This window comes from Streptomyces sp. NPDC057963, assembly GCF_042887155.1.
Taxonomy (GTDB): Bacteria; Actinomycetota; Actinomycetes; order Streptomycetales; family Streptomycetaceae; genus Streptomyces.
Map to the genome: position 1 here is coordinate 209,313 of NZ_JBHVPX010000009.1, position 22,265 is coordinate 231,577.

At 70.3% G+C, this 22,265-nt stretch carries 18 protein-coding genes and 1 pseudogene; 6 read left to right on the forward strand and 13 right to left on the reverse strand.

All coding sequences use genetic code 11. The features are described from left to right. Window positions 1–23: 23 nt before the first annotated feature. From ACFVT1_RS22475 to ACFVT1_RS22510, 8 genes are all read right to left on the reverse strand, one after another. Entirely contained in the window at window positions 24–1,061 is a 1,038-nt protein-coding gene (locus ACFVT1_RS22475; protein ID WP_389798150.1) for a substrate-binding domain-containing protein, read from the reverse strand. 91 nt (window positions 1,062–1,152) lie between these two features. Next, window positions 1,153–2,199, reverse strand: coding sequence for an ABC transporter permease (locus ACFVT1_RS22480; protein WP_389798152.1), 1,047 nt, complete (start codon window positions 2,197–2,199; stop codon window positions 1,153–1,155). Continuing rightward, window positions 2,196–3,722: a sugar ABC transporter ATP-binding protein gene (locus ACFVT1_RS22485; RefSeq protein ID WP_389798155.1), complete on the reverse strand. Its 1,527-nt coding sequence runs from the start codon at window positions 3,720–3,722 to the stop codon at window positions 2,196–2,198. Before ACFVT1_RS22485 ends, ACFVT1_RS22480 begins: the two co-directional genes overlap by 4 nt. A 165-nt stretch (window positions 3,723–3,887) precedes the next feature. Beyond that, window positions 3,888–5,069 (reverse strand): ROK family protein, encoded by a 1,182-nt coding sequence (locus ACFVT1_RS22490; protein ID WP_389798158.1) that lies wholly within the window; start codon window positions 5,067–5,069, stop codon window positions 3,888–3,890. Between the two features lie 186 nt (window positions 5,070–5,255). After that, window positions 5,256–5,915: an NUDIX domain-containing protein gene (locus tag ACFVT1_RS22495; protein ID WP_389798161.1), complete on the reverse strand. Its 660-nt coding sequence runs from the start codon at window positions 5,913–5,915 to the stop codon at window positions 5,256–5,258. Between the two features lie 28 nt (window positions 5,916–5,943). After that, entirely contained in the window at window positions 5,944–6,729 is a 786-nt protein-coding gene (locus tag ACFVT1_RS22500; RefSeq protein ID WP_389798163.1) for a DeoR/GlpR family DNA-binding transcription regulator, read from the reverse strand. 187 nt (window positions 6,730–6,916) lie between these two features. Continuing rightward, window positions 6,917–7,594: a GntR family transcriptional regulator gene (locus ACFVT1_RS22505; RefSeq protein WP_389798166.1), complete on the reverse strand. Its 678-nt coding sequence runs from the start codon at window positions 7,592–7,594 to the stop codon at window positions 6,917–6,919. Between the two features lie 64 nt (window positions 7,595–7,658). Beyond that, window positions 7,659–8,609 (reverse strand): beta-ketoacyl-ACP synthase III, encoded by a 951-nt coding sequence (locus ACFVT1_RS22510; protein ID WP_362196608.1) that lies wholly within the window; start codon window positions 8,607–8,609, stop codon window positions 7,659–7,661. Window positions 8,610–8,937: 328 nt separating this feature from the next. Here ACFVT1_RS22510 and ACFVT1_RS22515 point away from each other — a divergent pair. Then, a pseudogene (locus tag ACFVT1_RS22515) lies at window positions 8,938–9,129 on the forward strand (Fe-S-binding domain-containing protein); the annotation flags it as partial. A gap of 11 nt (window positions 9,130–9,140) precedes the next feature. Continuing rightward, the gene (gene fdhD / locus ACFVT1_RS22520) at window positions 9,141–9,989 is read left to right on the forward strand and encodes a formate dehydrogenase accessory sulfurtransferase FdhD (protein WP_389798169.1); all 849 of its coding nucleotides are present in this window, start codon (window positions 9,141–9,143) and stop codon (window positions 9,987–9,989) included. A gap of 114 nt (window positions 9,990–10,103) precedes the next feature. On the opposite strand, the gene ACFVT1_RS22525 is transcribed toward fdhD, so the two are convergent. Beyond that, window positions 10,104–11,132, reverse strand: coding sequence for a bile acid:sodium symporter family protein (locus ACFVT1_RS22525; RefSeq protein WP_389798171.1), 1,029 nt, complete (start codon window positions 11,130–11,132; stop codon window positions 10,104–10,106). Between the two features lie 118 nt (window positions 11,133–11,250). On the opposite strand from ACFVT1_RS22525, the gene ACFVT1_RS22530 reads away from it, so the two are divergent. Both ACFVT1_RS22530 and ACFVT1_RS22535 read left to right on the forward strand, forming a co-directional pair. Next, window positions 11,251–12,153 (forward strand): LysR substrate-binding domain-containing protein, encoded by a 903-nt coding sequence (locus tag ACFVT1_RS22530; RefSeq protein WP_389798173.1) that lies wholly within the window; start codon window positions 11,251–11,253, stop codon window positions 12,151–12,153. A gap of 373 nt (window positions 12,154–12,526) precedes the next feature. Further along, complete coding sequence (locus ACFVT1_RS22535; protein ID WP_389798176.1) at window positions 12,527–14,326, forward strand: AMP-dependent synthetase/ligase; 1,800 nt, start codon at window positions 12,527–12,529, stop codon at window positions 14,324–14,326. Window positions 14,327–14,366: 40 nt separating this feature from the next. Here ACFVT1_RS22535 and ACFVT1_RS22540 read toward each other — a convergent pair whose 3' ends face one another. The 3 genes from ACFVT1_RS22540 to ACFVT1_RS22550 are packed head-to-tail and all read right to left on the reverse strand — an operon-like array spanning window position 14,367 to window position 19,132. Beyond that, on the reverse strand, window positions 14,367–16,430 hold the full coding sequence (locus ACFVT1_RS22540; RefSeq protein ID WP_389798178.1) for a PQQ-dependent sugar dehydrogenase: 2,064 nt from the start codon (window positions 16,428–16,430) through the stop codon (window positions 14,367–14,369). Between the two features lie 11 nt (window positions 16,431–16,441). Beyond that, window positions 16,442–18,082 carry a glycosyl hydrolase family 8 gene (locus tag ACFVT1_RS22545; RefSeq protein WP_389798180.1) on the reverse strand — a complete coding sequence of 547 codons (1,641 nt, stop codon included), beginning with the start codon at window positions 18,080–18,082 and terminating at the stop codon, window positions 16,442–16,444. Window positions 18,083–18,091: 9 nt separating this feature from the next. After that, window positions 18,092–19,132, reverse strand: coding sequence for a chitinase (locus tag ACFVT1_RS22550; protein ID WP_389798181.1), 1,041 nt, complete (start codon window positions 19,130–19,132; stop codon window positions 18,092–18,094). 320 nt (window positions 19,133–19,452) lie between these two features. On the opposite strand from ACFVT1_RS22550, the gene ACFVT1_RS22555 reads away from it, so the two are divergent. Further along, a complete protein-coding gene (locus ACFVT1_RS22555; RefSeq protein ID WP_389798184.1) occupies window positions 19,453–20,289 on the forward strand; it encodes an aldo/keto reductase in 837 nt (278 codons plus the stop codon). An 87-nt stretch (window positions 20,290–20,376) separates the two neighbouring features. After that, window positions 20,377–20,892 carry an RICIN domain-containing protein gene (locus ACFVT1_RS22560; protein WP_389798186.1) on the forward strand — a complete coding sequence of 172 codons (516 nt, stop codon included), beginning with the start codon at window positions 20,377–20,379 and terminating at the stop codon, window positions 20,890–20,892. A 520-nt stretch (window positions 20,893–21,412) separates the two neighbouring features. Here ACFVT1_RS22560 and ACFVT1_RS22565 read toward each other — a convergent pair. Further along, on the reverse strand, window positions 21,413–21,979 hold the full coding sequence (locus ACFVT1_RS22565) for a hypothetical protein (protein WP_389798188.1): 567 nt from the start codon (window positions 21,977–21,979) through the stop codon (window positions 21,413–21,415). Window positions 21,980–22,265 lie beyond the last annotated feature (286 nt).

The following is a 22,265-nucleotide window of genomic DNA, read 5'->3' on the forward strand; positions in this document are numbered from 1 at the left end:
TCAGCACCCTCCCGCGGGGCGGCTCAGCTGAAGCCCGTCGGCAGGTACTGGTCGATGTTCTCCTTGGTGACCACGGCCGAGTAGAGAGTGAGATTGGTCGGGATCTCCAGTTCGGCCAGGCCGCCGACGCCCTTGCCCTGAGCGAGGGCGCGGGCCAGGTCGATGGCGGACGCCGCCATCGACGGCGGGTAGAGAACGGTGGCCTTCAGCACGCTGTTGTCGGCCTTGATGGCGTCCATCGCGGACTTGGCCCCGGCGCCGCCGACCATCAGGAACTCGTCGCGGCCCGCCTGCTGGATGGCGCGGAGCGCGCCCACGCCCTGGTCGTCGTCGTGATTCCACAGGGCGTCGAACTTCTTCTGGGCCTGGAGGAGTTGGGCCATCTTCGCCTGCCCCGACTCGACGGTGAACTCGGCCGCCTGGCGGGCCACCAGTTTGATGTTCGGGTAGTTCTTCAGCGCGTCGGCGAAGCCCTGACTGCGCTGCTTGGTGAGCTCCAGATTGTCGATGCCGGCCAGCTCGACGACCTTGGCCCCCGCCTTGTCCTTGAGCTGCTCGCCGATGTACGTGCCGGCGTTGAGGCCCATGCCGTAGTTGTCGCCGCCGACCCAGCAGCGGTAGGCCTGCGGCGAGGCGAAGATCCGGTCCAGGTTGATGACGGGGATGCCCGCCCGCATGGCCTCCAGGCCGACCTGGGTGAGCGCCTTGCCGTCGGCGGGGAGGATGACGAGGACATCGACCTTCTTGTTGATGAGGGTCTTGACCTGGCCGATCTGGGCGGCGGTGTCGTTGGAGCCCTCGGTGCTCTCCAGCGTCACCTCGGAGTAGGTCGCCGCCCGCGACGTGGCGTTCTCGTTGATCGCGTTGAGCCAGCCGTGGTCGGCCTGCGGACCCGCGAAGCCGATGGTGACGGGCTTTCCGGGCTTGTCACCGGCGGCGGGCCGGTCGTTCTGCGCGGTCTCCGACTTCTTGGGCTCGTTGCTGGTGCAGGCGGTGAGGAGGGCGCCCGCGGAGACGGCCGCGGTGCCGAAGAGCAGTCCTCTGCGGCTGGTTTCTGGCATGGCTGTCAAACCCTTCATCCGGTGCGTGACATGTCACATGAGGCGTTCGGGGCAGGGGCGGTTCGGTGGTGCCGGGAGCGCGCCCGGGGGCTCAGGTCTCCCCGTGCGCCGCAGTGCGGCGCTGGACCAGGACGGCGGCGACGATGATCGCGCCCTTGGCGATCTGCTGGACATCGCTCTGCAGATTGTTGAGCGCGAAGATGTTGGTGATGGTGGTGAAGACGAGGACTCCGAGTACGGAGCCGACGATGGTGCCGCGTCCGCCGCTGAGCAGGGTGCCGCCGATGATGGCGGCGGCGATGGCGTCGAGCTCGTACAAGTTGCCGTTGGTGTTCTGTCCCGAGCCGGACAGGATGATCAGCATGAAGGCCGCGATGCCGCAGCACAGCCCGGAGAGCAGATAGAGCTGGAGCCGCTGCCGCCGTACGTCGATGCCGGCCAGCCTGGCCGCCTCCGCGTTGCCGCCGACCGCGACCGTACGCCGTCCGAAGGTCGTGCGGTTCAGCACCAGCCAGCCGATGACGGTCACCGCGGCGAACATCATGACCAGGGGCGGGACGCCGAGGACGTACGAGTCGGGCAGGCCCAGGTCGAGGACCGATTTCACGGTGACGAGCTGGGTCCTGCCGTCGGTGATCTGGAGGGCGAGTCCGCGGGCCGAGGCGAGCATGGCCAGCGTCGCGATGAACGGCACCATCCGGCCGTACGCGATGAGCAGCCCGTTCACCAGTCCGGCGCCGAGTCCGACGAGCACGGCGGTGAACAGGATTCCCGCGAAGCCGTACTCCTGGGTGGCGACCGTGGTCGCCCATACGGAGGCCAGCGCCACCATCGCACCGACCGACAGATCGATGCCGCCGCTGGTGATGACGAAGGTCATCCCGACGGTGACGACCCCGATGACGGACGACTGGGTCAGGATCAGCTGAAGGTTCCCGGTGTCCAGGAAGGCGTCGGGTTCGGTGAATCCGCCGACGGCGATCAGTACGGCGAGCACACCGAGAAGCGAGAGGTTGCGGACGTCCGCGCGCAGGCCGAAGGCGCGCGTGGTGCCGTCCTCCTTGCGGGGTCCGGAGACCGGGGCGGCGGCCCCCTTGTCCGGCGCGCCCTGCCGCGCCGAGGAGACGGGCTGCGTCATGACGTCGGGCTCCCTTCCATCACTAGGTCGAGTACGCGGTGCTCGTCGAGCTCCCGGGCGTCCGCCGTGTGCACGACGCGGCCCTCGCGGAGTACCAGCACCCGGTCGGCGAGGCCCAGCACTTCGGGCACCTCGCTGGAGACGAGCAGGACGGCGAGGCCCTCGTCGGCCAGCCGGCGGATCACGGCGTAGAGCTCGGCACGGGCGCCGACGTCCACACCGCGGGTCGGTTCGTCGAGCAGCAGGACCCGGCAGCCGCGCAGCAGCCAGCGGGCCAGGACGGCTTTCTGCTGATTGCCGCCGGACAGTGTGCGGACCGGCGCGTCCGGGTTGTCGGGGCGCAGCGAGAGCGCGCGGGTGGCGGTGCGGGCAGCCCGGCGCTCGGCCCGGCGGTCCATCCAGCCGGCCCGGGAGAAGCGGGACATCGAGGAGACGGAGACATTGCGGGTGACGGATTCGAGCATCAGCAGGGCCTGCGCCTTGCGCTCCTCGGGCGCGAGGCCGATCCCGGCGGCGACGGCCGCGCGGACGCTGCCGGGCCGGAGCTGCCTGCCGGCCACGGTGACGTGTCCGGCGCTCGGTCTGCGGGCGCCGTAGACGGTCTCCAGGATCTCGGAGCGCCCCGAGCCGACGAGCCCGGCCAGACCGACGATCTCGCCCGGCCTCAACTCCAGGTCCACCGGGGCGAATTCTCCCTTCCTGGTCAGCCCCTGGACCTTCAGTACCGGCTCCGTCGCGGCCGGCCCCGTACCGCCCGCGGTGCGCGGCGGGAAGACGTACTCGACGTTGCGGCCGGTCATCATGGCAACGATGTCGCGCGTCGGTGTGGACTTGGCGGGCAGCCCCACGGCGACGGCGCGGCCGTCCTTGAGCACGGTCACCCGGTCGCCGATCCGTCGGATCTCCTCCAGGCGGTGTGAGATGTACACGACGGCGACACCGTCGGCGGTGAGGGCGGCGACGATGCGGAAAAGGTTGTCGACCTCGTCGGGATCGAGCGCGGCCGACGGCTCGTCCATCACGATGAGCCGTACGTCGTGGGAGAGGGCCCGCGCCATGGAGACGATCTGCCGCTGGGCGGCGGACAGTTCACCGACCGCCTGCGCCGGGTCGATCTCCGGGTGGCCGAGACGCTTCAGCAGCGCGGCGGCGGCCGTGCGGCCCTCGCGGGTGCGGACGACGAAGCGGGCGGTGGTGGGTTCATGGCCGAGGAAGACGTTCTCGGCGACCGAGAGGCCCTCGACCAGGTCGAGTTCCTGGTAAATGGTGGCGATACCCAGGCGCATCGCGGCGATGGGCGACTTGAGGGCGGCGGGTTCGCCGCGCCAGGTGATCTCGCCGCCGTCGGGCTGGTGGGCCCCGGCGAGCACCTTGATGAGGGTGGACTTGCCGGCGCCGTTCTGCCCGAGGAGACAGTGGACTTCGCCGGCCTGCACCTCCAGGTCCACGCCGTCGAGGGCGCGTACTCCGGGGAACGACTTGGTGATGCCGGACATGGTGAGCAGGGGTGGTTCTGGTGCCATGACGAATCCCCTCGGCGGGTGCGGCCGGTGAGCGGGCAGGGCTGTACCAGGTGCGGTGGTGCGGGTGTTCCGGGGTTTCCCGGATTTCCGGGGTTTCGGGTACTTCGGTGGGTCGGTGTGTACCTGGGTGCTGGTGTGGGCTGCCTATGTGCTGCCGGCCCGGTGTCAGGCCGGTGAGAACAGGTGGTCGCTGATGAGCCGGGCGGCGCCGATCACTCCGGCGGCCGGTCCCAACTCGCCGAGCACGATGGGGAGATTGCCGGTGGCCAGCGGCAGCGACTGCCGGTAGACCTGGGTCCGGACGCTGGCGAGGAGGGTGTGCCCGAGGCCGGTCACACCGCCGCCGATCACCACCAGCCCGGGGTTGAAGAAGCTGACGAGTCCCGCGATGACCTGGCCGACCCGGTTGCCGCCTTCGCGGATCAGGTCGAGCGAGGTGGTGTCGCCCGCGGCCGCGGCGGCGGCCACATCGGCGGCGGTGAGCCGCCCGGCCGACTCCAGCCGGCCCGCGAGCTCCGCCGACTGCCCGGCGCGCGCCGCGTCCTCGGCGTCGCGGGCGAGGGCGGCACCGCTGAAGTGGGCCTCCAGGCACCCCCGGTTGCCACAGGCGCAGGCGCGCCCTTCGGGTTCGACCTGGATGTGGCCGATGTCTCCGGCACTGCCCGTCGTACCGCGGTGGACCTCGCCGCCGACGACGATGCCGCAGCCGATGCCGGTGCCGATCTTGACGCAGAGGAAGTCGCCGACCGAGCGCGCCACGCCCGCGTGCTGCTCCCCCATGGCCATCAGGTTCACATCGTTGTCGACCATGACGGGACAGCCCAGCTCCTGGCTGAGCGCCTCACGGACCGGGAAGCCGTCCCAGCCGGGCATGATCGGGGGTGCGACCGGCACGCCTTCGGGGAACCGGACCGGGCCCGGCACGCCGATGCCCGCACCGTCGAAGCCTTCGGCGAGGCCGGAGGCCCGGAGCTTGGCCGCCAAGGCCAGCACCTGCTCGAAGACGGCGACGGGCCCCTCGCGTACGTCCATGGGGTGGTTGAGGTGGCCCAGGACCTCCAACTCGGCGTTGGTGACTGCCACATCGACGGATGTGGCACCGATGTCGACGCCGAGGAAGCGCAGCTGCGGAGCGAGCCGGATGTTGTGCGAGCGACGCCCTCCGCGGGATGCGGCGAGTCCGTCGGCCACGACAAGTCCGGTCTCCAGCAGCCTGTCCACCTCGACGGCGAGCTTGGAGCGGGAGAGATCGACCTGATCCCCCAGCTGTGCCCGCGAGTTGGGCCCGCCGTCGCGCAACAGCCGGAGCAGTCGCGCCTGATGCGCATTCGCGGGTCGTGCCGTCATACGTCTCACGCGCCCCTCCCCGCCGCATCGGCCTGTCCGTCGGGCTTTCGAGGGGAACGTAGCAGCGGTTGCCGGGAGTGGGAAGAAGTTGCGCAGGAATCCACTACAACTTTCTCCACACCGAGGACAAAGCCGTTCGTTCGGCCGGCGTCGGCGGTGAGTGCCGCGGAACGGGCCGAGCAGGCGTCAGCGGTGCGCGAACGGGCCGTCCAGCGCCGCCCATTGGAGCAGCATGATGGTCTTGGCGTCGGCGATGGCACCGTCGCGGACCATGGAGAGGGCCTCCTCGAAGGGGAGTTCCACGGTCTCGATGTCCTCCCCCTCGGCCGCGACCCCGTACCCACCGGTGGTTTCGGTCGTCGAGCGGTAGGGGGCGGCGAAGAAGTGCAGGCGTTCGGTGACCGAGCCGGGGCTCATGTAGACGTCGAAGACACGCTCGGGGGTGCCGACGACGTGCCCGGTCTCCTCGGCCGCTTCCCTGCGGATGGCCTCCTCGGGGCTGTCGCCGTCGAGCAGCCCGGCGGCGGTCTCGATCAGCATCCCGTCGTGGTGCCCGTTGACGTAGGCGGGCAGCCGGAACTGACGGGTCAGCAGAACGGCGCGGCGGTCGGGGTGGTAGAGCAGGATCGTGGCGCCGTCGCCCCGGTCGTACGTCTCCCGCTGCTGCCGGCTCCAGTGACCGTCGCCGTGCTGGTAGTCGAAGGTCGTTCTGCGCAGGACGTACCAGTCGCAGGACAGCACCTCCACATCCCTGATCCGCACCCGTTGATTGCCGGTCAGGTCGCGCCCCTGCCGGTCCAGGCCGGTGCGTCCGCGCCGGTCGGGGGTGTCCAGTCCTGCGGTCATGGTGTGCGCTCCTCGTGAGGGATCCGGTTCAGGCCAGGACGGTCCGGACGCCCGCGTCACGCAGGGCCGCCAGCGTCAGCGGGCCGTTGGGGTGGGTGGCGGCGTCCCGGGCCGCGCTGTCGGTGACGAACGCGTCCACCGCGCCCACGGCGGCGACCTGACTGAACGCGCGCACCCCGAGTTTGGTGGCGTCCGCGACGGCGATGGTCCGGTCCGCTTGTGCGAGCGCGGCCTGCTTGACGGCCGCGTCGTCGAGCGAGAACTCCGACCAGCCGTACTCGGCGTGCACACCGCCGATGGACAGTACGAAGCAGTCGAAGGCCAGCGCTTCGATGGTGCGCAGGGCCAGCGGGCCGACCAGCGAACGTTCGCCGGGACGCGACCGGCCGCCGACGACCAGCAGTTCGATTCCGGGCCGGTCCGCCAGGCGGGCAGCGGCCTGAAGGCTGAGCACCGCCACCGTCAAGGGCGCCCGTGCGGCCAGGTGCTCGGCGACGTGCACGGTGGTGGTTCCTGCGTCGAGAAGCACCCGCGATCCCGGCTCGACCATCGCGGCGACGGCCGCACCGAGCCGGTCCTTCGTCGCGGCCTGCCACGGCTCACGGGCCGAGAAGCCCGCGCCCTCCTCCCGTGCGCGCGTGGCGACCGCACCTCCGTGCACCCTGCGCACCAGCCCCTGCCGCTCCAGCGCGTCGAGGTCCCGGCGGACGGTCATTTCGGAGACCCCGAGGCGATGGGAGAGCTCCGACACGGAAACCCGGTCGGAGCCCTGCACCAATCGCAGGGTCAGGTCCAGACGATTGGCGACACCCATGACCCATTTCTAACATGGCGATGTTCGTTTGAACATATAGATGTGTGAATACATGAGCGCCATCGGTACGGCCCGGTGACACGAAACGCGGAAGGACGGTGCGCAACACGGAGAACGGTGCACAACGCGCAGAAGGGCCGGGGCTCGAAGCCCCGGCCCTTCCGTACGCCGGCCGACCGGCCGCGCCTCAGCTCTCTTCGCGCTGGTGGTACGTCCTGCGCGTGTGTTCCGTGTGCGCCCGCATGATCTCCATGGCCCGCTGCCCGTCGCGCGAGGAGATCGCCGCGATGAGTGAGCGGTGCTCGATCCAGGACCGGCTGCCGCGTTGGCGGGCCACCGGGGTGTAGTACCAGCGGACCCGGCGGTCCACCTGCCCGGCGAGCTCGGAGAGGACGGCATTGCCCGCGAGTTCCATGACCTTGGCGTGGAAGGCCGCGTTGGTGGCGACCGCCAGGTCCACGTCGTCGTCGGCGACCGCCCGCTCGCCCCTGGCGCAGAGTTCCTCCAGGGCGGCGATGCCGGCGGTGCCCGAGTTGGCCGCGGCAAGGCGGGCGGCCTCGGCCTCCAGCAGGGTGCGGACCGACAGCAGCTGGTCCGCCTCCTCCTCGGTGGGTTCGTGGACGAACGCGCCCTGGGCAGGCCGGAGATCGACCCAGCCCTCGGTGTTCAGCCGCTGCAACGCCTCCCGCACCGGCTGCCTGGACACCCCGAGATGACCGGCCAGTTCGCTCTCGACCAGGTGCTGGCCGGGACGGAGCGCACGCGTCGTGATGAGTTCGAGCAACGCCTCGTACACGCGCTCGCGCAGCGGACCGGGCCGTTCCAGCCTCGGCACAGCCCCTTGCGGCAGTCGTGTGGACAACATCGCGGTCCCCCTCCGGGCGACGAGCAATTGCTTATCGTCTACAGTCTACCGAGCACAACACCCCTCAGGGGCAGCGGATCACCTGACCCGCGTACGAGAGATTCCCGCCGAAGCCGAAAAGCAGTACCGGCGCGCCGCTGTGGACCTCGCCGCGCTCCACCAGCTTCGACAGGGCCATCGGGATGGAGGCCGCGGACGTGTTGCCGGAATCCACGACGTCCCGGGCGATGACCGCGTTCACCGCGCCGATCTTCCTGGCGACGGGTTCGATGATCCTCAGATTGGCCTGATGCAGCACGACCGCGGCCAGGTCCTCGGGGGCGACCCCGGCTTTCTCGCACACCTTGCGGGCGATGGGCGGCAGTTGCGTGGTGGCCCACCTGTACACGGACTGCCCCTCCTGCGCGAAACGCGGGGGCGTCCCCTCGATCCGTACCGCGTTGCCCATCTCCGGCAACGAGCCCCACAGAACGGGGCCGATCCCGGGCCGGTCACCGCCGTCCGGGTCCGCGACGACGACCGCCGCGCCGGCTCCGTCACCGAGCAGGACACAGGTGCTGCGGTCGGTCCAGTCCGCGATGTCCGCCATCTTGTCGGCGCCGATGACGAGGACGCGCTCGGCCGCGCCCGCCCGGATCGCGTGGTCGGCGGTGGCGAGGGCGTGGGTGAATCCGGAGCAGACCACGTTGATGTCCATCACCGCGGGCGAACCCATACCGAGCCGGGCGGCCACCCGCGCCGACATGCTCGGCGAACGGTCGATCGCCGTGGAGGTGGCGACCAGCACCAGATCGACTTCGGCGGGCTGCAGCCCCGCCGCGGCGAGCGCCTTGGCCCCCGCGTGCGAGGCCATCTCGTCCACCGGCTCGTCAGGGCCTCCGACGTGGCGGGTCTTGATGCCGACGCGACTGGTGATCCACTCGTCACTGGTGTCGACCATGGCCGCCAGATCGTCGTTGGTGAGCACCTTGGCGGGCTGATAGTGGCCGAGCGCCACGACACGTGAGCCGGTCATGTACGGGATCCCCTCGCTACGTATGGCAGGAACCATCCAGTCTTGGTCGCTACCGACGGGTACAGGGGCACGTGTTCCCACAGGAATAGCACGCGGTCGTTGGAGGCTTGACGACAGCCTTGACCGCACAGAAAGGCATACTGTAGACAATACTGTGCGTATACGGCATCGTCGTCCGGTTCCGTCGTTCGACGGCAACCCTGCGTGAACCAATGGACCCGGCCGGCCTCCGGAGCCTCTGCGGGCGGTGCTGCCCGGTGGCGTGGCAGAAGGCTTCATGCGCCCCGGTGAGCCCGGCACCCCTCTGGCCTGCGAGCGAGCACCGACGGCCGGGACCTGGGACGGACAGGCCGGGACGGAAACCACGACCCCCGGCGCGCACTGCGACGGTGGCTGCAATGTCACACTCCGCGTACAGGACAATGTGATCGCCGAGGTCGCCACTCCGCACGACAACACGGTGACCCACGGCAACCTCCGCATCAAGGGCCGGTTCGGCTTCCACCACGTACAGAATCGGGTTCAACCGCTATGGGACGCGTCACCGAGCGCCGCCGCACCATCCGCATCCGGGACGGGGCCGTCTCCACGCGCCCCGACACGCTCGTTGCCGAGGAGCCCCTGGAGATCCGGCTGAACGGCAAGCCGCTCGCCATCACGATGCGCACACCGGGCGACGACTTCGCACTGGCGGCGGGCTTCCTGGTGAGCGAGGGCGTGATCGGTGACGGCTCCGAGGTGCGCTCGATCGTCTACTGCGCCGGGGCCACGGCGGACGGCGCGAACACGTACAACGTGGTGGATGTGAAGCTCGCGCCCGGCGTCGCGGTCCCCGACATCACGCTCGAACGCAACGTGTACACCACGTCGTCCTGCGGGCTGTGCGGCAAGGCGAGCCTCGACGCGGTACGCACCACGACCCGGCATCCGATCGCCGACGCTCCCCCGGTCCGGGTCGAACCCGCCCTGCTCGCCGCCCTCCCCGACCGGCTGCGGGCCGCCCAACAGGTCTTCGACCGGACCGGCGGTCTGCACGCGGCGGCCCTGTTCTCCGAGACGGGCGAGCTGCTCGACATCCGGGAGGACGTCGGCCGGCACAACGCGGTCGACAAGCTGGTCGGCCGCGCCCTCACCGACGGCCGGCTGCCACTGTCCCGGGTGGTTCTGCTGGTGTCGGGGCGGGCCTCCTTCGAGCTGGCCCAGAAGGCGGTGATGGCCGGGATCCCGCTGCTCGCCGCGGTATCGGCACCGTCGTCCCTCGCCGTGGATCTGGCCGTCGAGACCGGACTGACCCTGGTCGGCTTTCTGCGGGGCCCGTCCATGAACGTGTACGCGGGTGAGCACCGCATCGCTCTGGAGGCGGCGCCCGACGAGGGCTGAGGCGCCCCGCCGTCCGCACAGAGGCGGGGCCGGCCGACGGGAGCGCCCCCTGCGCCGGCCGGCCCCGCCCCGGGGCGGGTCTCCGGGGGCGGCGACCCCGCCCCGGAGTCCCTCTCAGCTCACGGCGGCCGGTTCCCGCGGCACCGCGCCGTTCTCCTGGTTCTCCACCTGCGGGTCGCGCGAGCGGCGCTTGGCGATCACCGCGCACACCATCAGCTGCATCTGGTGGAAGAGCATCAGCGGCAGCACGGCGAGGGACGCCTGCGCCCCGAACAGGACGCTCGCCATCGGCAGCCCGGCGGCCAGGCTCTTCTTCGAGCCGGCGAACTGGATGGCGATCCGGTCCTCCCGGTCGAAGCCCAGCCGCTTCGACCCGTACCAGGTCAGCGCGAGCAGCAGGGCGAGCAGCAGCGCTTCGGCCCCCACCAGCGCGCCGAGCCTCGCCGGGGTGACCTGGTGCCAGATGCCCGCGACCATGCCCTCGCTGAACGCCGTGTAGACGACGAGCAGGATCGAGCCGCGGTCGACATAGCCGAGGACCTTCTTGTGGCGGGTGATGAAGCCGCCGATCCAGCGGCGCAGCAGCTGCCCCGCGACGAACGGCAGCAGCAGCTGGACCCCGATCTTCAGGAGCGCGTCCGCCGAGAATCCGCCGCCGCTGTTGCCGAGCAGCGCCGCGGCGAGCAACGGGGTGAGGAAGATCCCGGCGACCGAGGAGAAGGAGCCCGCGCAGATCGCCGCGGGCACATTGCCGCGCGCGATCGAGGTGAAGGCGATCGACGACTGGATGGTCGAGGGGACGAGGCAGAGGAAGAGGAAGCCGCTGTAGAGCTGCGGGGTCAGGACGTACGGCACCAGCCCCCTGCCCGCCAGTCCGAGCAGCGGAAAGGCGACGAACGTGCAGACCAGCACGGTGAGGTGGAGCCGCCAGTGCCTGAGGCCGTCGAGTGCCTCGACGGTGGAGAGGCGGGCGCCGTACAGGAAGAAGAGCAGGGCGACCGCTCCGGTCGACGCGCCGCCCGCCACATCCGCGACGGGTCCGGACGCCGGCAGTATCGCCGCCAGTACGACCGTGCCGATCAGCGCCAAGATGTACGGGTCGATCGGCAGCCAGGACGGCAGTTTCAGGGTGCGGCGGCTCATCTGCTCCACATGTTCTCTTGATTCCGGTCGTGCCCTCCCCATCCTGCTCTCGATCGAGGTGATCGGGAATCCCGCATACCGCTTTCACTGTCATCGCGGTTCGCGATAGCCTGACCCCATGTACGACCCCGTGCAGCTCCGTACCTTTCTCGCCGTCGCCCAGACTCTGAGCTTCACGCAGGCCGCCCGCCGGCTGGGGGTGCGGCAGTCCACGGTGAGCCAGCATGTACGGCGTCTGGAGGACGCGGCGGGGCGGCAGTTGTTCACCCGGGACACGCACCGGGTCGATCTCACCGTGGACGGTGAGGCGATGCTCGGTTTCGCCCGGACGATACTCGAGGCCCACGAGCGCGCGGCGGCCTTCTTCACGGGCACGCGGTTGCGCGGGCGGCTGCGGTTCGGGGCCTCCGAGGATTTCGTACTGACCCGGCTGCCGGAGATCCTGGAGTCGTTCCGCCGCGACCACCCGGAGGTCGAGCTGGAGCTGACGGTGGAGCTCTCCGGGACACTGCACCGGCGACTGGCGGCGGGCCGGCTCGATCTGGTGCTCGCCAAGCGGCGCATCGGCGACACGCACGGGGAACTGGTCTGGCAGGACGCGCTGACCTGGATCGGCGCGCCACGGCTGCGGATCGACCCGGACCGTCCGGTTCCGCTGGTCCTCTTCCCGCCGCCGGGCATCACCCGGGCCCGCGCCCTCGAAGTCCTGGAGGAGCACGGCCGGCCCTGGCGGGTCGCCTGTACGAGCTCCAGTCTGAACGGGCTGATCGCGGCGGCCCGCGCGGGGCTGGGCGTGATGGCCCACAGCCGTGGGCTGATCCCGCCGGGTCTGGCGCCGGTGCCGGCCAGAGCGGGGCTGCCGGAGCTGGGCGATGTGGACTTCGTCCTGCTGCACGGCCGTCGCCGGAACACGGCGCAGGAGGCCGCGGACGCCCTGGCGGCGGCGATCCTGGCGGGCGGCGACCGGCTGATCCGGGGCGCCGGGGCGATCGGTCCGCTCAGCGGCCGGAACGGCGCATGACCGCACGCCCGTGAAGGGAGGGCGCACCGCAGCCCCCGCGCCGATACCGCGCCCCGGCGCCGGTTCCGCGCCCACCCCCTCCGGTCCGGGGTGCGCCCGCCCGTTCGCGGACCGGTACCCCCGCGACCGCCCGGACCGGGAGTGACCTCGGCGTACAGATTCGGTGGAGATTCCGGCGTGGCCGCTTACTCCGCGGTCTCAGCCGCGCCCGAGCCTTGCCCATCTGGCCGGATTTCGGTGGCCGATCTGTGCCGGTGGCCACGCGGTCCGCCGATACGGGGCCCTCCCGCTGCGCCGTTCGTTGGGGTAGCGTCACGGCGCTGTGCGGAGCGCCACAAGGAGCAGGTCATTGCGCGAGTTCACTGTCCCACCCATGGCGGCCGCGCCCCTCGTAGGCGGGCTGGCCGATGTGGTGTTCGACTACGCCGAGGAGGATCCGGACCGGGTCGCACTCGGCCGAAAAGACGCGAGCGGACGCTGGCGGGACGTCACTGCGGCGATGTTCCGCGACGAGGTGCTGGCGCTCGCCAAGGGGCTGATCGCGCACGGCGTCAGATTCGGCGACCGGGTGGCCCTGATGTCGCGCACGCGCTACGAGTGGACGCTCTTCGACTTCGCGCTGTGGACGGTCGGCGCCCAGTCCGTGCCGGTCTATCCGACGTCCTCGGCCGAGCAGGTCCTCTGGATGCTCCACGACGCCGAGGTGTCCGCCGTCATGGTCGAGCACGAGGACCACGCGATGACGCTCGCGTCGGTCATCGACCGGCTGCCCGGACTCAAGCGGCTCTGGCAGCTGGACGCCGACGCCGTGACCGAGCTGTTCGACGCGGGCGCCCAGGTCGAGGACGAGGTGGTGCACCGCCACCGGCGCGCGGTGACGCCCGAGTCGGTGGCCACGATCATCTACACCTCGGGTACGACGGGACGCCCCAAGGGCTGTGTGATCACGCACGCGAACTTCATGTTCGAGACGGACACCATGGCCTCGCGCTGGAAGTCGGTCTTCCGCTCCAGGCCGGGCGACGAGGCGGCCACCCTCCTCTTCCTGCCGCTGGCGCACGTGTTCGGCCGGATGGTGGAGCTCGCCGCGGTCCGCGGCCGGGTGAAGCTGGGCCATCAGCCGGAGCTGTCCGCGAAGGCCCTGATGCCGGACCTGGTGTCGTTCCGGCCGACGTTCATCCTGGCGGTGCCGTACATCCTCGAGAAGGTCTTCAACGCCGCCCGGCGCAAGGCGGAGGCGGAGGGCCGGGCCGGGCCGTTCGACAGGGCCGTGGACATCGCGGTGAACTACGCCGAGGCGATGGAGGCGCGCGCGTTCGGGACCGGTCCGGGGCCGTCCGCCGGACTGCGGATGCAGCACCAGTTCTTCGACAAGGTCGTGTACCGGAAGGTGCGCGAGGCGATGGGCGGCCGGATCCGGCACGCCATGTCCGGCGGTTCGGGGATGGAGCGGCGGCTCGGGCTGTTCTTCGCGGGCGCGGGTGTCACGGTGTACGAGGGGTACGGGCTGACCGAGTCGACCGCGGCGGCCACCGCCAATCCGCCGGAGCGCACCCGGTACGGCACGGTCGGGCAGCCGATCCCCGGCACGACCGTGCACATCGCCGAGGACGGCGAGGTGTGGGTGCACGGCGCCCATGTGTTCGCGGGCTACCTCGGCGACCCGCGGGCCACCGAAGCCGTGCTGCGTGAGGGCTGGCTGTCCACCGGGGATCTGGGGACGCTCGACGAGGACGGCTATCTGACGATCACCGGGCGGAAGAAGGAGGTCCTGGTGACCTCGGGCGGCAAGACCGTGTCGCCGACCGGCCTGGAGGAACGGGTGCGGGCCCATCCGCTGGTCGCCCAGTGCATCGTGGTCGGCAACGACCGGCCGTACATCGCCGCGCTGGTCACGGTCGACCAGGAATCGGTGGACCACTGGCTCGCCATGCAGGGACGGGCGCCCATGCCTCCGGAGGAGCTGGTGCGGAACCCCGACCTGGAGCTGGAGGTCCGGCGGGCGGTGGTCGCCGCCAATACGGCGGTGTCGCAGGCCGAGTCGATCCGTACGTTCCGGATCCTGGCGCATCCGTTCAGCGAGGAACACGGTCTGCTCACACCGTCGCTGAAGCTGAAGCGGAAGGCGATCGAGACGGCGTACGCGGAGGAGGTCGATGCGCTGTACCGCTGAGGCACGGGCGGGCGGCCGTGCCTCAGCGGCAGGGCGCGTCCTACGTGATCGAGACGCGGAACAGCTTGTCCGAGCCGTCCGGTTCGTTCCCCTTGTTGTCGCAGTTGGTGGTGGAGAGCCAGAGCTGGTCCTGGCCGGGAACCTTGGTGACCGTGCGCAGCCGTCCGTACGTGCCGACGTAGTACGCCGTCGGCGTGCCGAGGTTCTCGGTGTCACCGCTGATCGGCACCCGCCACAGCCTCTCGCCCTTCAGCGCGGCCATGTAGATGACGTTGCGGACGATGGCGATCCCGCTGGGCGAGGCCTCGGAGACGGTCCAGGTCTTCTTCGGGTCGGTCATGCCGGTGGTGGAGCAGGCGCCCTCGCAGACGGGCCAGCCGTAGTTCTTGCCCGGTTTGATGAGATTGAGCTCGTCCTTCTTGCTGTCGCCGAACTCCGCTTCCCACAGGCGGCCGTTGCGGTCGAAGGCGAGGCCCTGCGGGTTGCGGTGGCCGTAGCTGTAGACGTAGTTGCCGAACGGGTTGCCGGGGGCGGGCTTGCCGTCCGTCGTCATCCGCAGGATCTTGCCGTTCAGCGAGTTCTTGTCCTGGGCGAGGTCGGGGGTCTGGGCCTCGCCGGTCGACGCGTACAGGTAGCCGTCGGGGCCGAACGCGAGCCGTCCGCCGTTGTGGTACCTGCTCTTCTTGATCCCCTGGAGCAGGACCGTGTATCCGCCGAGCGAGCTGCCGTCGTACGTCATGCGGGCGACGCGGTTGCCCTCCGACGCGGTGTGCATGAAGTACACGTAGTGGTTGGTGGACCACTTGGGGTCGACGGCGACGCCCAGCAGACCGCCCTCACCGTCGGTCGTGACCGCGTTGGGCACGGTGCCGACCTGGGTCCTGGTGCCGCCGGAGGTGACCTTGAAGACCTTGAAGCTGTCCCGTTCGGTCGTCAGCGCGGTCTTGCCGTCGGGCATCCAGTAGGTGCCCCACGGGATGGACCAGCCGGTGGAGACGGTGGCGATGCCCGACGGCACGCCTCCGTCGGTGGCGCAGGCCGGGGTGGTGAAGGCGACCGTGTTACTGGGTGGCGAGGCGTTGCCCGCCGCGTCCTTGGCGACGACGTCGAGGGAGTACGGGCTGGCGCAGGCGAGCCCGGTGAGGGTGGTCGTGGTGGCCGGCGGGGTGCCGGTGACGGTCTTGTAGACGGTGCTGCCGCTGCGCACCTCGTAGGCGGTGACGGCCTTGTCGTCGGTCGAAGCCCCCCAGTCCAGGACGACGCTACTGGCGGTGAGGCCCGAGGTGGACAGGGTGCCGGGCGCGGTGGGCGCGGTGGTGTCGGAACTGCGCAGGGTGGTGCAGTCCACGACGGGGCTGACCGACGACACGTTGCCGGCCGCGTCACGTGCGAACACGGTGATGTTGTACGTGGTACCGGGGGTGAGCCCGGTCAGGTTCTTCGCCGTGGCGGTGCCCGCCGCCTCGGCGAGCTTGTTGCCGTGTTCGTAGATGTCGTAGGCGGCGACGCCCACGTCGTCCGTCGCGGCGCCCCAGTTCAGTGTGAGGCCGTCCTCGGTGATCGCGGAGCAGCTGGGCTGTCCGGGTGCGGTGGGCGCCTCGGTGTCCGAGGAGGTGACCGTGAAGTCGATGTAGTCGAGGTTCGGCAGTCCGTCGGCCGTCGTGGACGTCAGCCGGATCTTGTTGCTGCCCGCCGCGACGGGGGCGGTGAGGGTGGAGGTGGCCCAGGTGTTCCAGTCGGTGGTGGCCTTGAAGGCGCGGGCGGCCGAGACGACCGTGCCGCCCACGGCGATGTCGGCGGGCCTGGTGGCCTCCGTGCCGTTGGAGTACCGGATGGCGATCTGCCCGGTCCCCGCGGAGGCGGCGGTGACGGTGAACTCCACATAGCTGCCGGCGACGTTGTCTCCGTTGACGAAGCCGGTTCCGGAGTAGCCGGAGTGGTTGGACTCGGCGGCGCCCTTGACGATGGTCGCGGACTCCGCCTCGTACCGGACGGCGGCCGCGGAGGCGGACTGCGGGACCGCCTGCACCAGGGCGGTGCAGAGCAGCACGACGGCGAGGGCGGCCGTTCTGCTCCGTAACGCGGTGAGCGTTCTGACCTTCATCTGAACCTCCGTCAGGGAACCCAGTAGTTACCGGATGCGACGATCATCGACTGCAGTTGGACGCTGCCGCCGTAGTAGAGCTGCGGGTCGATCGAGGTGGTGGCGAGCTTGTTCCAGAGAGCGTCGAGCCAGGCCTGGGATCCGGGGTCGGTCAGCGCGGTCACGGCGAACGGGGCGGTGAACGCCATGTCGTCGCCGCTGTCGAAGGACGTGCCGTTGAGGTGGTAGCCGGTGACGATCTTGTCCGGGTTGCCACCGGTCTTCGACTTGATCCAGGAGTTGAGCTTGCGCGCCGAGGCGAGCGAGGCGGCGTCCCCGCTGGTGACGGCGTCGGCCCCGATGCGCCACGGGTCGCGGCAGGCGTTCCAGGAGTAGTCGCCGTCGTTGGGCCCTTCGAGCACCTCGCCCGCGGCGGGCTTGGGCGTGGTGTTGGTGTTGACGACGAAGTCCGCCAGCAGACCGGTGCCGGCGGCGTACTTGGACTGCTGAGAGGTGATCAGGTTCTGGTGGGCCGTGCGCACGGTGTCCCAGGTGCTGTCGCCCGTCGCCTTCTTGAAGGCGCGGAAGTGGTCGGTCATCCAGTCCGAGGAGCGGGTCATCCAGTAGTGGGACTCGCCGGAGTCCGACCAGTCACCGAGCAGCATGAGGTGGGTGGTCGGGTTGACCTCGCTCTTCTTGACGGCATTGATGTGCTTGACCGCGAGGTCCTTGTAGTTGTACGTGCCGGTGGAGCCCCACTGCCTGTCGGCGAGCAGCAGCCCGTAGGCGGCGTCGAGGTCCCCGTCGGTCGCCGAGTCGGAGCCGTCGACACTCTTGCAGGAGGCGTCCTGCTCGGCGGCGAGAAGGTTGGCGTTGTTGACCGAGGGGTGCGCGAGCATGTACTTCACCATGCCGTCGAAGACGGTCTTCGCCTCCGGGTCGGCGCCCGCCATCGTCGCGGTGACGACCATGCCGTAGCCCTGGGCCTCGGCGACGTAGGGATGGTCGGCGTCCGGCGAGATGACCTCGTACCAGCCGTTGCCGCAGTTCTTCCGGACGAACGCGGACTTCCAGGCGTTGTACGTCTTGATCACTGCCTGGTCGAGCGCGGACTGTGCACCCGACGGCTTCAACGTCCCTGCGGCGTAGGGGAACTGGTGGCTGCCGAACGGCACCGCGGGACCGCCGGTCGCGGGGACACCGGTTTCGAGGTAGTCGAGGTTGGGACCGCCGTTCGCCGTGGTCGCGGTGGCCCGGACGGTGTTGGATCCGGATACGAGCGGGGCGGGGACGGTCTTCGTCGCCCAGGTGTCCCAGGAGCCGGTCCCGTCGAACGAGACCGAGGAGGCGACGACCTTGCCGTTGACACTGATGTCCATCGGGCGGTCGGTGGCGGTGCCGTTGGCGTAGCGGATGGCGAGCGAGGTGCTGCCCGCGGTGGCGTCCACCGTGAACTCCACGGAGGATCCCGCGGCGTTGGTGTAGTCGACGAAGCCGGCGCCGGAGTAGCCGGTGTGGTTCGTCGCCACGGCCGCCTGGGAAAGTGTGGCGCCCTCCGCCTCGTAGCGGTCGGCCGCCGCGGCCGCGGGCGGTGCGGCGAGCAGGGGCAGCAGCAGTCCGGCGGCGGCGAGTGCCGTACCGCCGAGGGTCAGTTTGCTCGTGGTGGTGCGCATCGGACCTCCTCAGCCCTTGTACTGGACGACGATCTTGGTGAAGTCGTACGGGGACTGGGACACTCCGCTGCAGGCGTCCGCGTCGCCGCCGGAGCCGCAGGCGCGGTCCCGGTTGACGGACCAGAAGGCGTAGCGCGCGATGTGGTGCTGCTGCGCGTAGCCGAGGATCGTTCTGAAGTCGGTGGTGGTGACGGTCTCGTCCGACTCGTCGGTCCTTCCGTTCATCGAGGAGACCCCGATGTGCCGGTAGGCCGCGTCGTCGCTGTAGTGGTAGGCGCTCTTGACGGCGGCCTTCAGCCCGTCGAGTGCGCTGACCGTGGCCGTGCCCATGGTGCCGCTGTGCCCGCCGAAGTCGAAGGGCATGATGACCCAGCCGTCGTTGTCGAGCCCCGCGGCGGCGCCCCGTTCGATGAGGTCCTTGCCGTCGGCGTCGGGGCCGGTCGGGGTGGTCCCCATGGTCACGTAGGTCACGATGCCCGGGTTCTTGGTCTTGACGATCTTCAGGGCGTCGACCACTCGCTGCCGCACGGCGGCCTTGGAGAACTCGGTGTCCTCGATGTCGATGTCCAGCGCCTTGAGGTGATAGGCGTCGATCACCTTCTGATAGGCCCCGGCCAGCGCGGCGGCGCTGGAGCACTTCTCGCCGAGCTTGTTTCCGCTCCAGCCGCCCGCCGAGACGACGATGTCGCCGCCGGCCGCCCGGATGGAGTCGATGGCGGCCTGGTCCGAGCCGCCGGTCAGGGCCCGGTCGCCGTCCCACTTCGGGTTGCAGGTGCCGTCCGACAGGAGGAAGGCGAGTGTGAACCACTTCACGCCCGTCGCCGCCATCACCTCGGTCGGCTTCTGCGGGTTTCCCCAGCCCAGGTACTCGTAGGGGGCCGCGGCCATCGATCCGGGGCCGGCGGCCTCGGCGGGCGGGGCGCCGGCACCCGTACCGCGGGTGTCCGAGGCGGCGGTGGCCTTGGGAATCTGGGCGAGCAGAGGCAGAAAAAGGCAGCTGAGGCCGGCGAGGACGGCCACGGTACGGCGTGGGGGGCGATCAGCGTGCACGGGGGCTCCCTTCGGATCGACGTTAGGAAAGGTTCCTAACCATCACTGCATGGGATTCCCTGGAGAACGATCTGTCAATGCTCTGCGCGGGCCCAAATATCAAGGCCCGTACGTGAGTTCGCAGGATTTCGGACAGGTCGGGCACGGACCGGCGGCATCGAGGCACGATCGGGGCGGAACCGAATGCGGCCGATGCCCGGCCGGGGCCCCGCCGGGCCGGACCGGCAGCGGGGGCGGACACCGGCCCGTCGGGGAATGCATCGCACCCGCTGATCGTTGACCTTGAGAATCCCAACCGACGACGTAAGGATCGACCGCTCGTGAGCAAGGTCCCCTCCATCACCCTCAACAACGGCGTCGAGATGCCGCAGCTCGGTTTCGGTGTCTGGCAGGTGCCCGACGACGAGGCCGCGCGGGCGGTCGCGACGGCCATCGAGTCCGGGTACCGGAGCATCGACACCGCAGCGATCTACGAGAACGAGGAGGGCACCGGCAGGGCCGTCGCAGCCTCCGGTGTCGCCCGCGAAGAGCTCTTCGTCACGACGAAGCTGTGGAACGCCGATCAGGGCTACGACTCCACCCTGCGCGCCTTCGACACCTCGCTCGACAAGCTGGGTCTGGACTACGTCGATCTGTACCTGATCCACTGGCCCGTGCCGGCCAAGGACGCGTACGTCGACACGTACAAGGCCCTTGAGAAGATCTGTTCCGACGGCCGCGCGAAGGCCATCGGTGTCTCGAACTTCCTCCCCGAGCACCTGGAGCGGCTGCTCGGCGAGACCTCCGTGGTCCCGGTGATCAACCAGATCGAGCTCCACCCGCAGCTCCAGCAGGCCGAGTCGCGCGCCTTCCACGCCAAGCACGGCATCGCGACCGAGGCCTGGTCCCCGCTGGGCCAGGGCAAGGGGCTCCTGGAGGTGCCGACCGTCGTCGCGATCGCCCGGAAGCACGGCCGCACACCGGCCCAGGTGGTGCTCCGCTGGCACATCCAGACCGGCAACGTGGTGATCCCGAAGTCGGTGACGCCGTCCCGGATCGTGGAGAACCTCGATGTGTTCGGCTTCGAGCTGGACGCCGACGACCTGGCCGCGTTCGCCGCGCTGGACGAGGGCAAGCGCCTCGGTCCGAACCCCGGCGAGTTCAACCTCGGCGCCTGAGCCGCGTCACCGCAGCGTTGACACACCCGGACCGCCGCCCGGCTGCCCGGCCGGGCGGCGGTCCGCTCCGCGGGAAGGAGCCGGAACATGAACGGGGACACCGCGCCCGTGATCGCGGCGGGGACGTACCGGCTGCGCAACGTGGGCAGCGGCCTGCTGCTGGAGGTGTACGGCTCCGCCAAGGGCGGCGGCGCCCCGGCGCAGCAGGGCGAGGAAACCGGTGCGGCGGCCCAGCACTGGCAGCTCTCACCCGTGCACGAGGGCGCGGCGCTGTACCACCTGGTCAATGGCCACAGCGGCAAGCGTCTGGACGTCGCCAACGCCTCCACCGAGAACGGGGCCGCGATCCAGCAGTGGCGGGCCAACAACTACGGCGCCCAGGAATGGCTGATCGAGCGGCATCTGGAGGCGCCGGGGGTGGTGACGCTGGTCAGCTTCGTCAGCGGGCTCGTCCTTGAGGTCGCCGGCGGCAGCACAGCGGCCGGCGCCCGGGTCCAGCAGTGGGAGGACACCGACTCCCCCGGCCAGTGGTGGCAGTTGGAGCGGGTACCGGACGCCTCCGGGGCGCAGGCCGGCGGGGGCCGCTCCGGGGGCCGTGGCTGACGGTGCGGACGCCGCACCGTCACGGACGTCCGGGGGCCGCCGCGGGTGCCCGCGGCCCGGGACACCGCCCGGTCCTTCCGGGTCCGTACCGCTCGGGCGTTCACTCTTCTGGGCCAACGTCCGGCGTCGGGCGTGTCCGGGCGCCGCAGGAATGCCCGCTCGCCGGTGTCCGTGCCGGCGGCTCGTCCGCACGTCCCGGCCGACTTCGGGGCGGCCGGGACGTGGGCGGCGTCTGCCGCGCCGTTCCCGCGCTCTGCCACCCCGGTCGCCGGGCCCCGCCCAGGGCCGTGGGCCGAGAACGCGAACCGGAGCCGAACCCCGGAAGCCGCGTGCGACGCGGCCGTTCGGGTCGGCTGGCAGCGCCTCGCCGTACGGCTCTAGTATGGCGAGGCAGGTGTACGGGTTTGTCCGTCGCCGTTCAGGTGCGGGCATCCGACCGGGTCGCCCCGGTCGGATGCCCGGACTGGAACCCCGGCCCGATTCCGGCGGGCCGGGGTTCTACGTCAGGCCGGTGACTCGGTCACCGGCCCTCGCGGTCTTCGAAGTGGCGGTGGATCACCCGGAAGCTGCCCACCACTCCGTTCTTGACCCACACGCCGCCCCTGACGTGCCCCGGGAACACCCCGTCGCTGGAGCTGTGCGGGCCGACGGTGGCGATGGGAGCGCCGTTGTCGCAGGTGGCCCCGCGGAAGACCTCGACGGTCCGGCGGCTGTCGTTGCGGATGTTGAGACTCGTGGAGCCGAGGCCGCTGACCACGGTCACGCAGCCGCCCGGCTCGTCGGAGTACGTACGCTCGTTGATGTGGATGCGGCCCTCGTAGTGGTCACGGCCCTCGTCGTAGCCACGGTCCTCGTAGCCACGGCCCTCGTTGCCCCGGCCCTCGTTGCCCCGGCCTTCGTTGCCCTTGCCTTCATTGCCCTTGCCGGCGTCGCCGCCGTCGAGAGCCGAAACGGGAGCGGCCTGCTGGACGGCCGGGGCTGCCTGGACCGGCTCGGAGCCGGCGGCCGAGGCGTAGGTGATGCCGGTGGCGGCAAGAGCCGCGGCGGCCGCGACAGCGGCAGTAACGATGGTGGAACGGGTAACCATGTCGCTTCTCCTGTCTCGAAGAGTCGGCTGAGCAGTCGACCTGTGGATGAACGTACTGACGGCCCTCATACCTGTCATATCGGACACGTTGCAGGTCATCGCCGGGACACCGATCGAGGTACATGAAGTACGCCATATGCTATTTCCATATAATTAGATCAACAGCCAATTACCTTGAGCAGTAGGCGAATTGATGCATTGTTAGCCTGTCCAGGGGACTTTCTGATGCCCACTCACCCTGGCGGCTGCGTGTCTCCTCTTGACACGGTCCGGGCAACGGCCGCAG

Excerpts from the sequence above, each read along its gene's own strand:
- ACFVT1_RS22475 (WP_389798150.1), bottom strand. The coding sequence starts at position 1,061 with ATGCCAGAAACCAGCCGCAGAGGACTGCTCTTCGGCACCGCGGCCGTC.
- ACFVT1_RS22480 (WP_389798152.1), bottom strand. The coding sequence starts at position 2,199 with ATGACGCAGCCCGTCTCCTCGGCGCGGCAGGGCGCGCCGGACAAGGGG.
- ACFVT1_RS22485 (WP_389798155.1), bottom strand. The coding sequence starts at position 3,722 with ATGGCACCAGAACCACCCCTGCTCACCATGTCCGGCATCACCAAGTCG.
- ACFVT1_RS22490 (WP_389798158.1), bottom strand. The coding sequence starts at position 5,069 with ATGACGGCACGACCCGCGAATGCGCATCAGGCGCGACTGCTCCGGCTG.
- ACFVT1_RS22495 (WP_389798161.1), bottom strand. The coding sequence starts at position 5,915 with ATGACCGCAGGACTGGACACCCCCGACCGGCGCGGACGCACCGGCCTG.
- ACFVT1_RS22500 (WP_389798163.1), bottom strand. The coding sequence starts at position 6,729 with ATGGGTGTCGCCAATCGTCTGGACCTGACCCTGCGATTGGTGCAGGGC.
- ACFVT1_RS22505 (WP_389798166.1), bottom strand. The coding sequence starts at position 7,594 with ATGTTGTCCACACGACTGCCGCAAGGGGCTGTGCCGAGGCTGGAACGG.
- ACFVT1_RS22510 (WP_362196608.1), bottom strand. The coding sequence starts at position 8,609 with ATGACCGGCTCACGTGTCGTGGCGCTCGGCCACTATCAGCCCGCCAAG.
- fdhD (WP_389798169.1), top strand. The coding sequence starts at position 9,141 with ATGGGACGCGTCACCGAGCGCCGCCGCACCATCCGCATCCGGGACGGG.
- ACFVT1_RS22525 (WP_389798171.1), bottom strand. The coding sequence starts at position 11,132 with ATGAGCCGCCGCACCCTGAAACTGCCGTCCTGGCTGCCGATCGACCCG.
- ACFVT1_RS22530 (WP_389798173.1), top strand. The coding sequence starts at position 11,251 with ATGTACGACCCCGTGCAGCTCCGTACCTTTCTCGCCGTCGCCCAGACT.
- ACFVT1_RS22535 (WP_389798176.1), top strand. The coding sequence starts at position 12,527 with ATGGCGGCCGCGCCCCTCGTAGGCGGGCTGGCCGATGTGGTGTTCGAC.
- ACFVT1_RS22540 (WP_389798178.1), bottom strand. The coding sequence starts at position 16,430 with ATGAAGGTCAGAACGCTCACCGCGTTACGGAGCAGAACGGCCGCCCTC.
- ACFVT1_RS22545 (WP_389798180.1), bottom strand. The coding sequence starts at position 18,082 with ATGCGCACCACCACGAGCAAACTGACCCTCGGCGGTACGGCACTCGCC.
- ACFVT1_RS22560 (WP_389798186.1), top strand. The coding sequence starts at position 20,377 with ATGAACGGGGACACCGCGCCCGTGATCGCGGCGGGGACGTACCGGCTG.
- ACFVT1_RS22565 (WP_389798188.1), bottom strand. The coding sequence starts at position 21,979 with ATGGTTACCCGTTCCACCATCGTTACTGCCGCTGTCGCGGCCGCCGCG.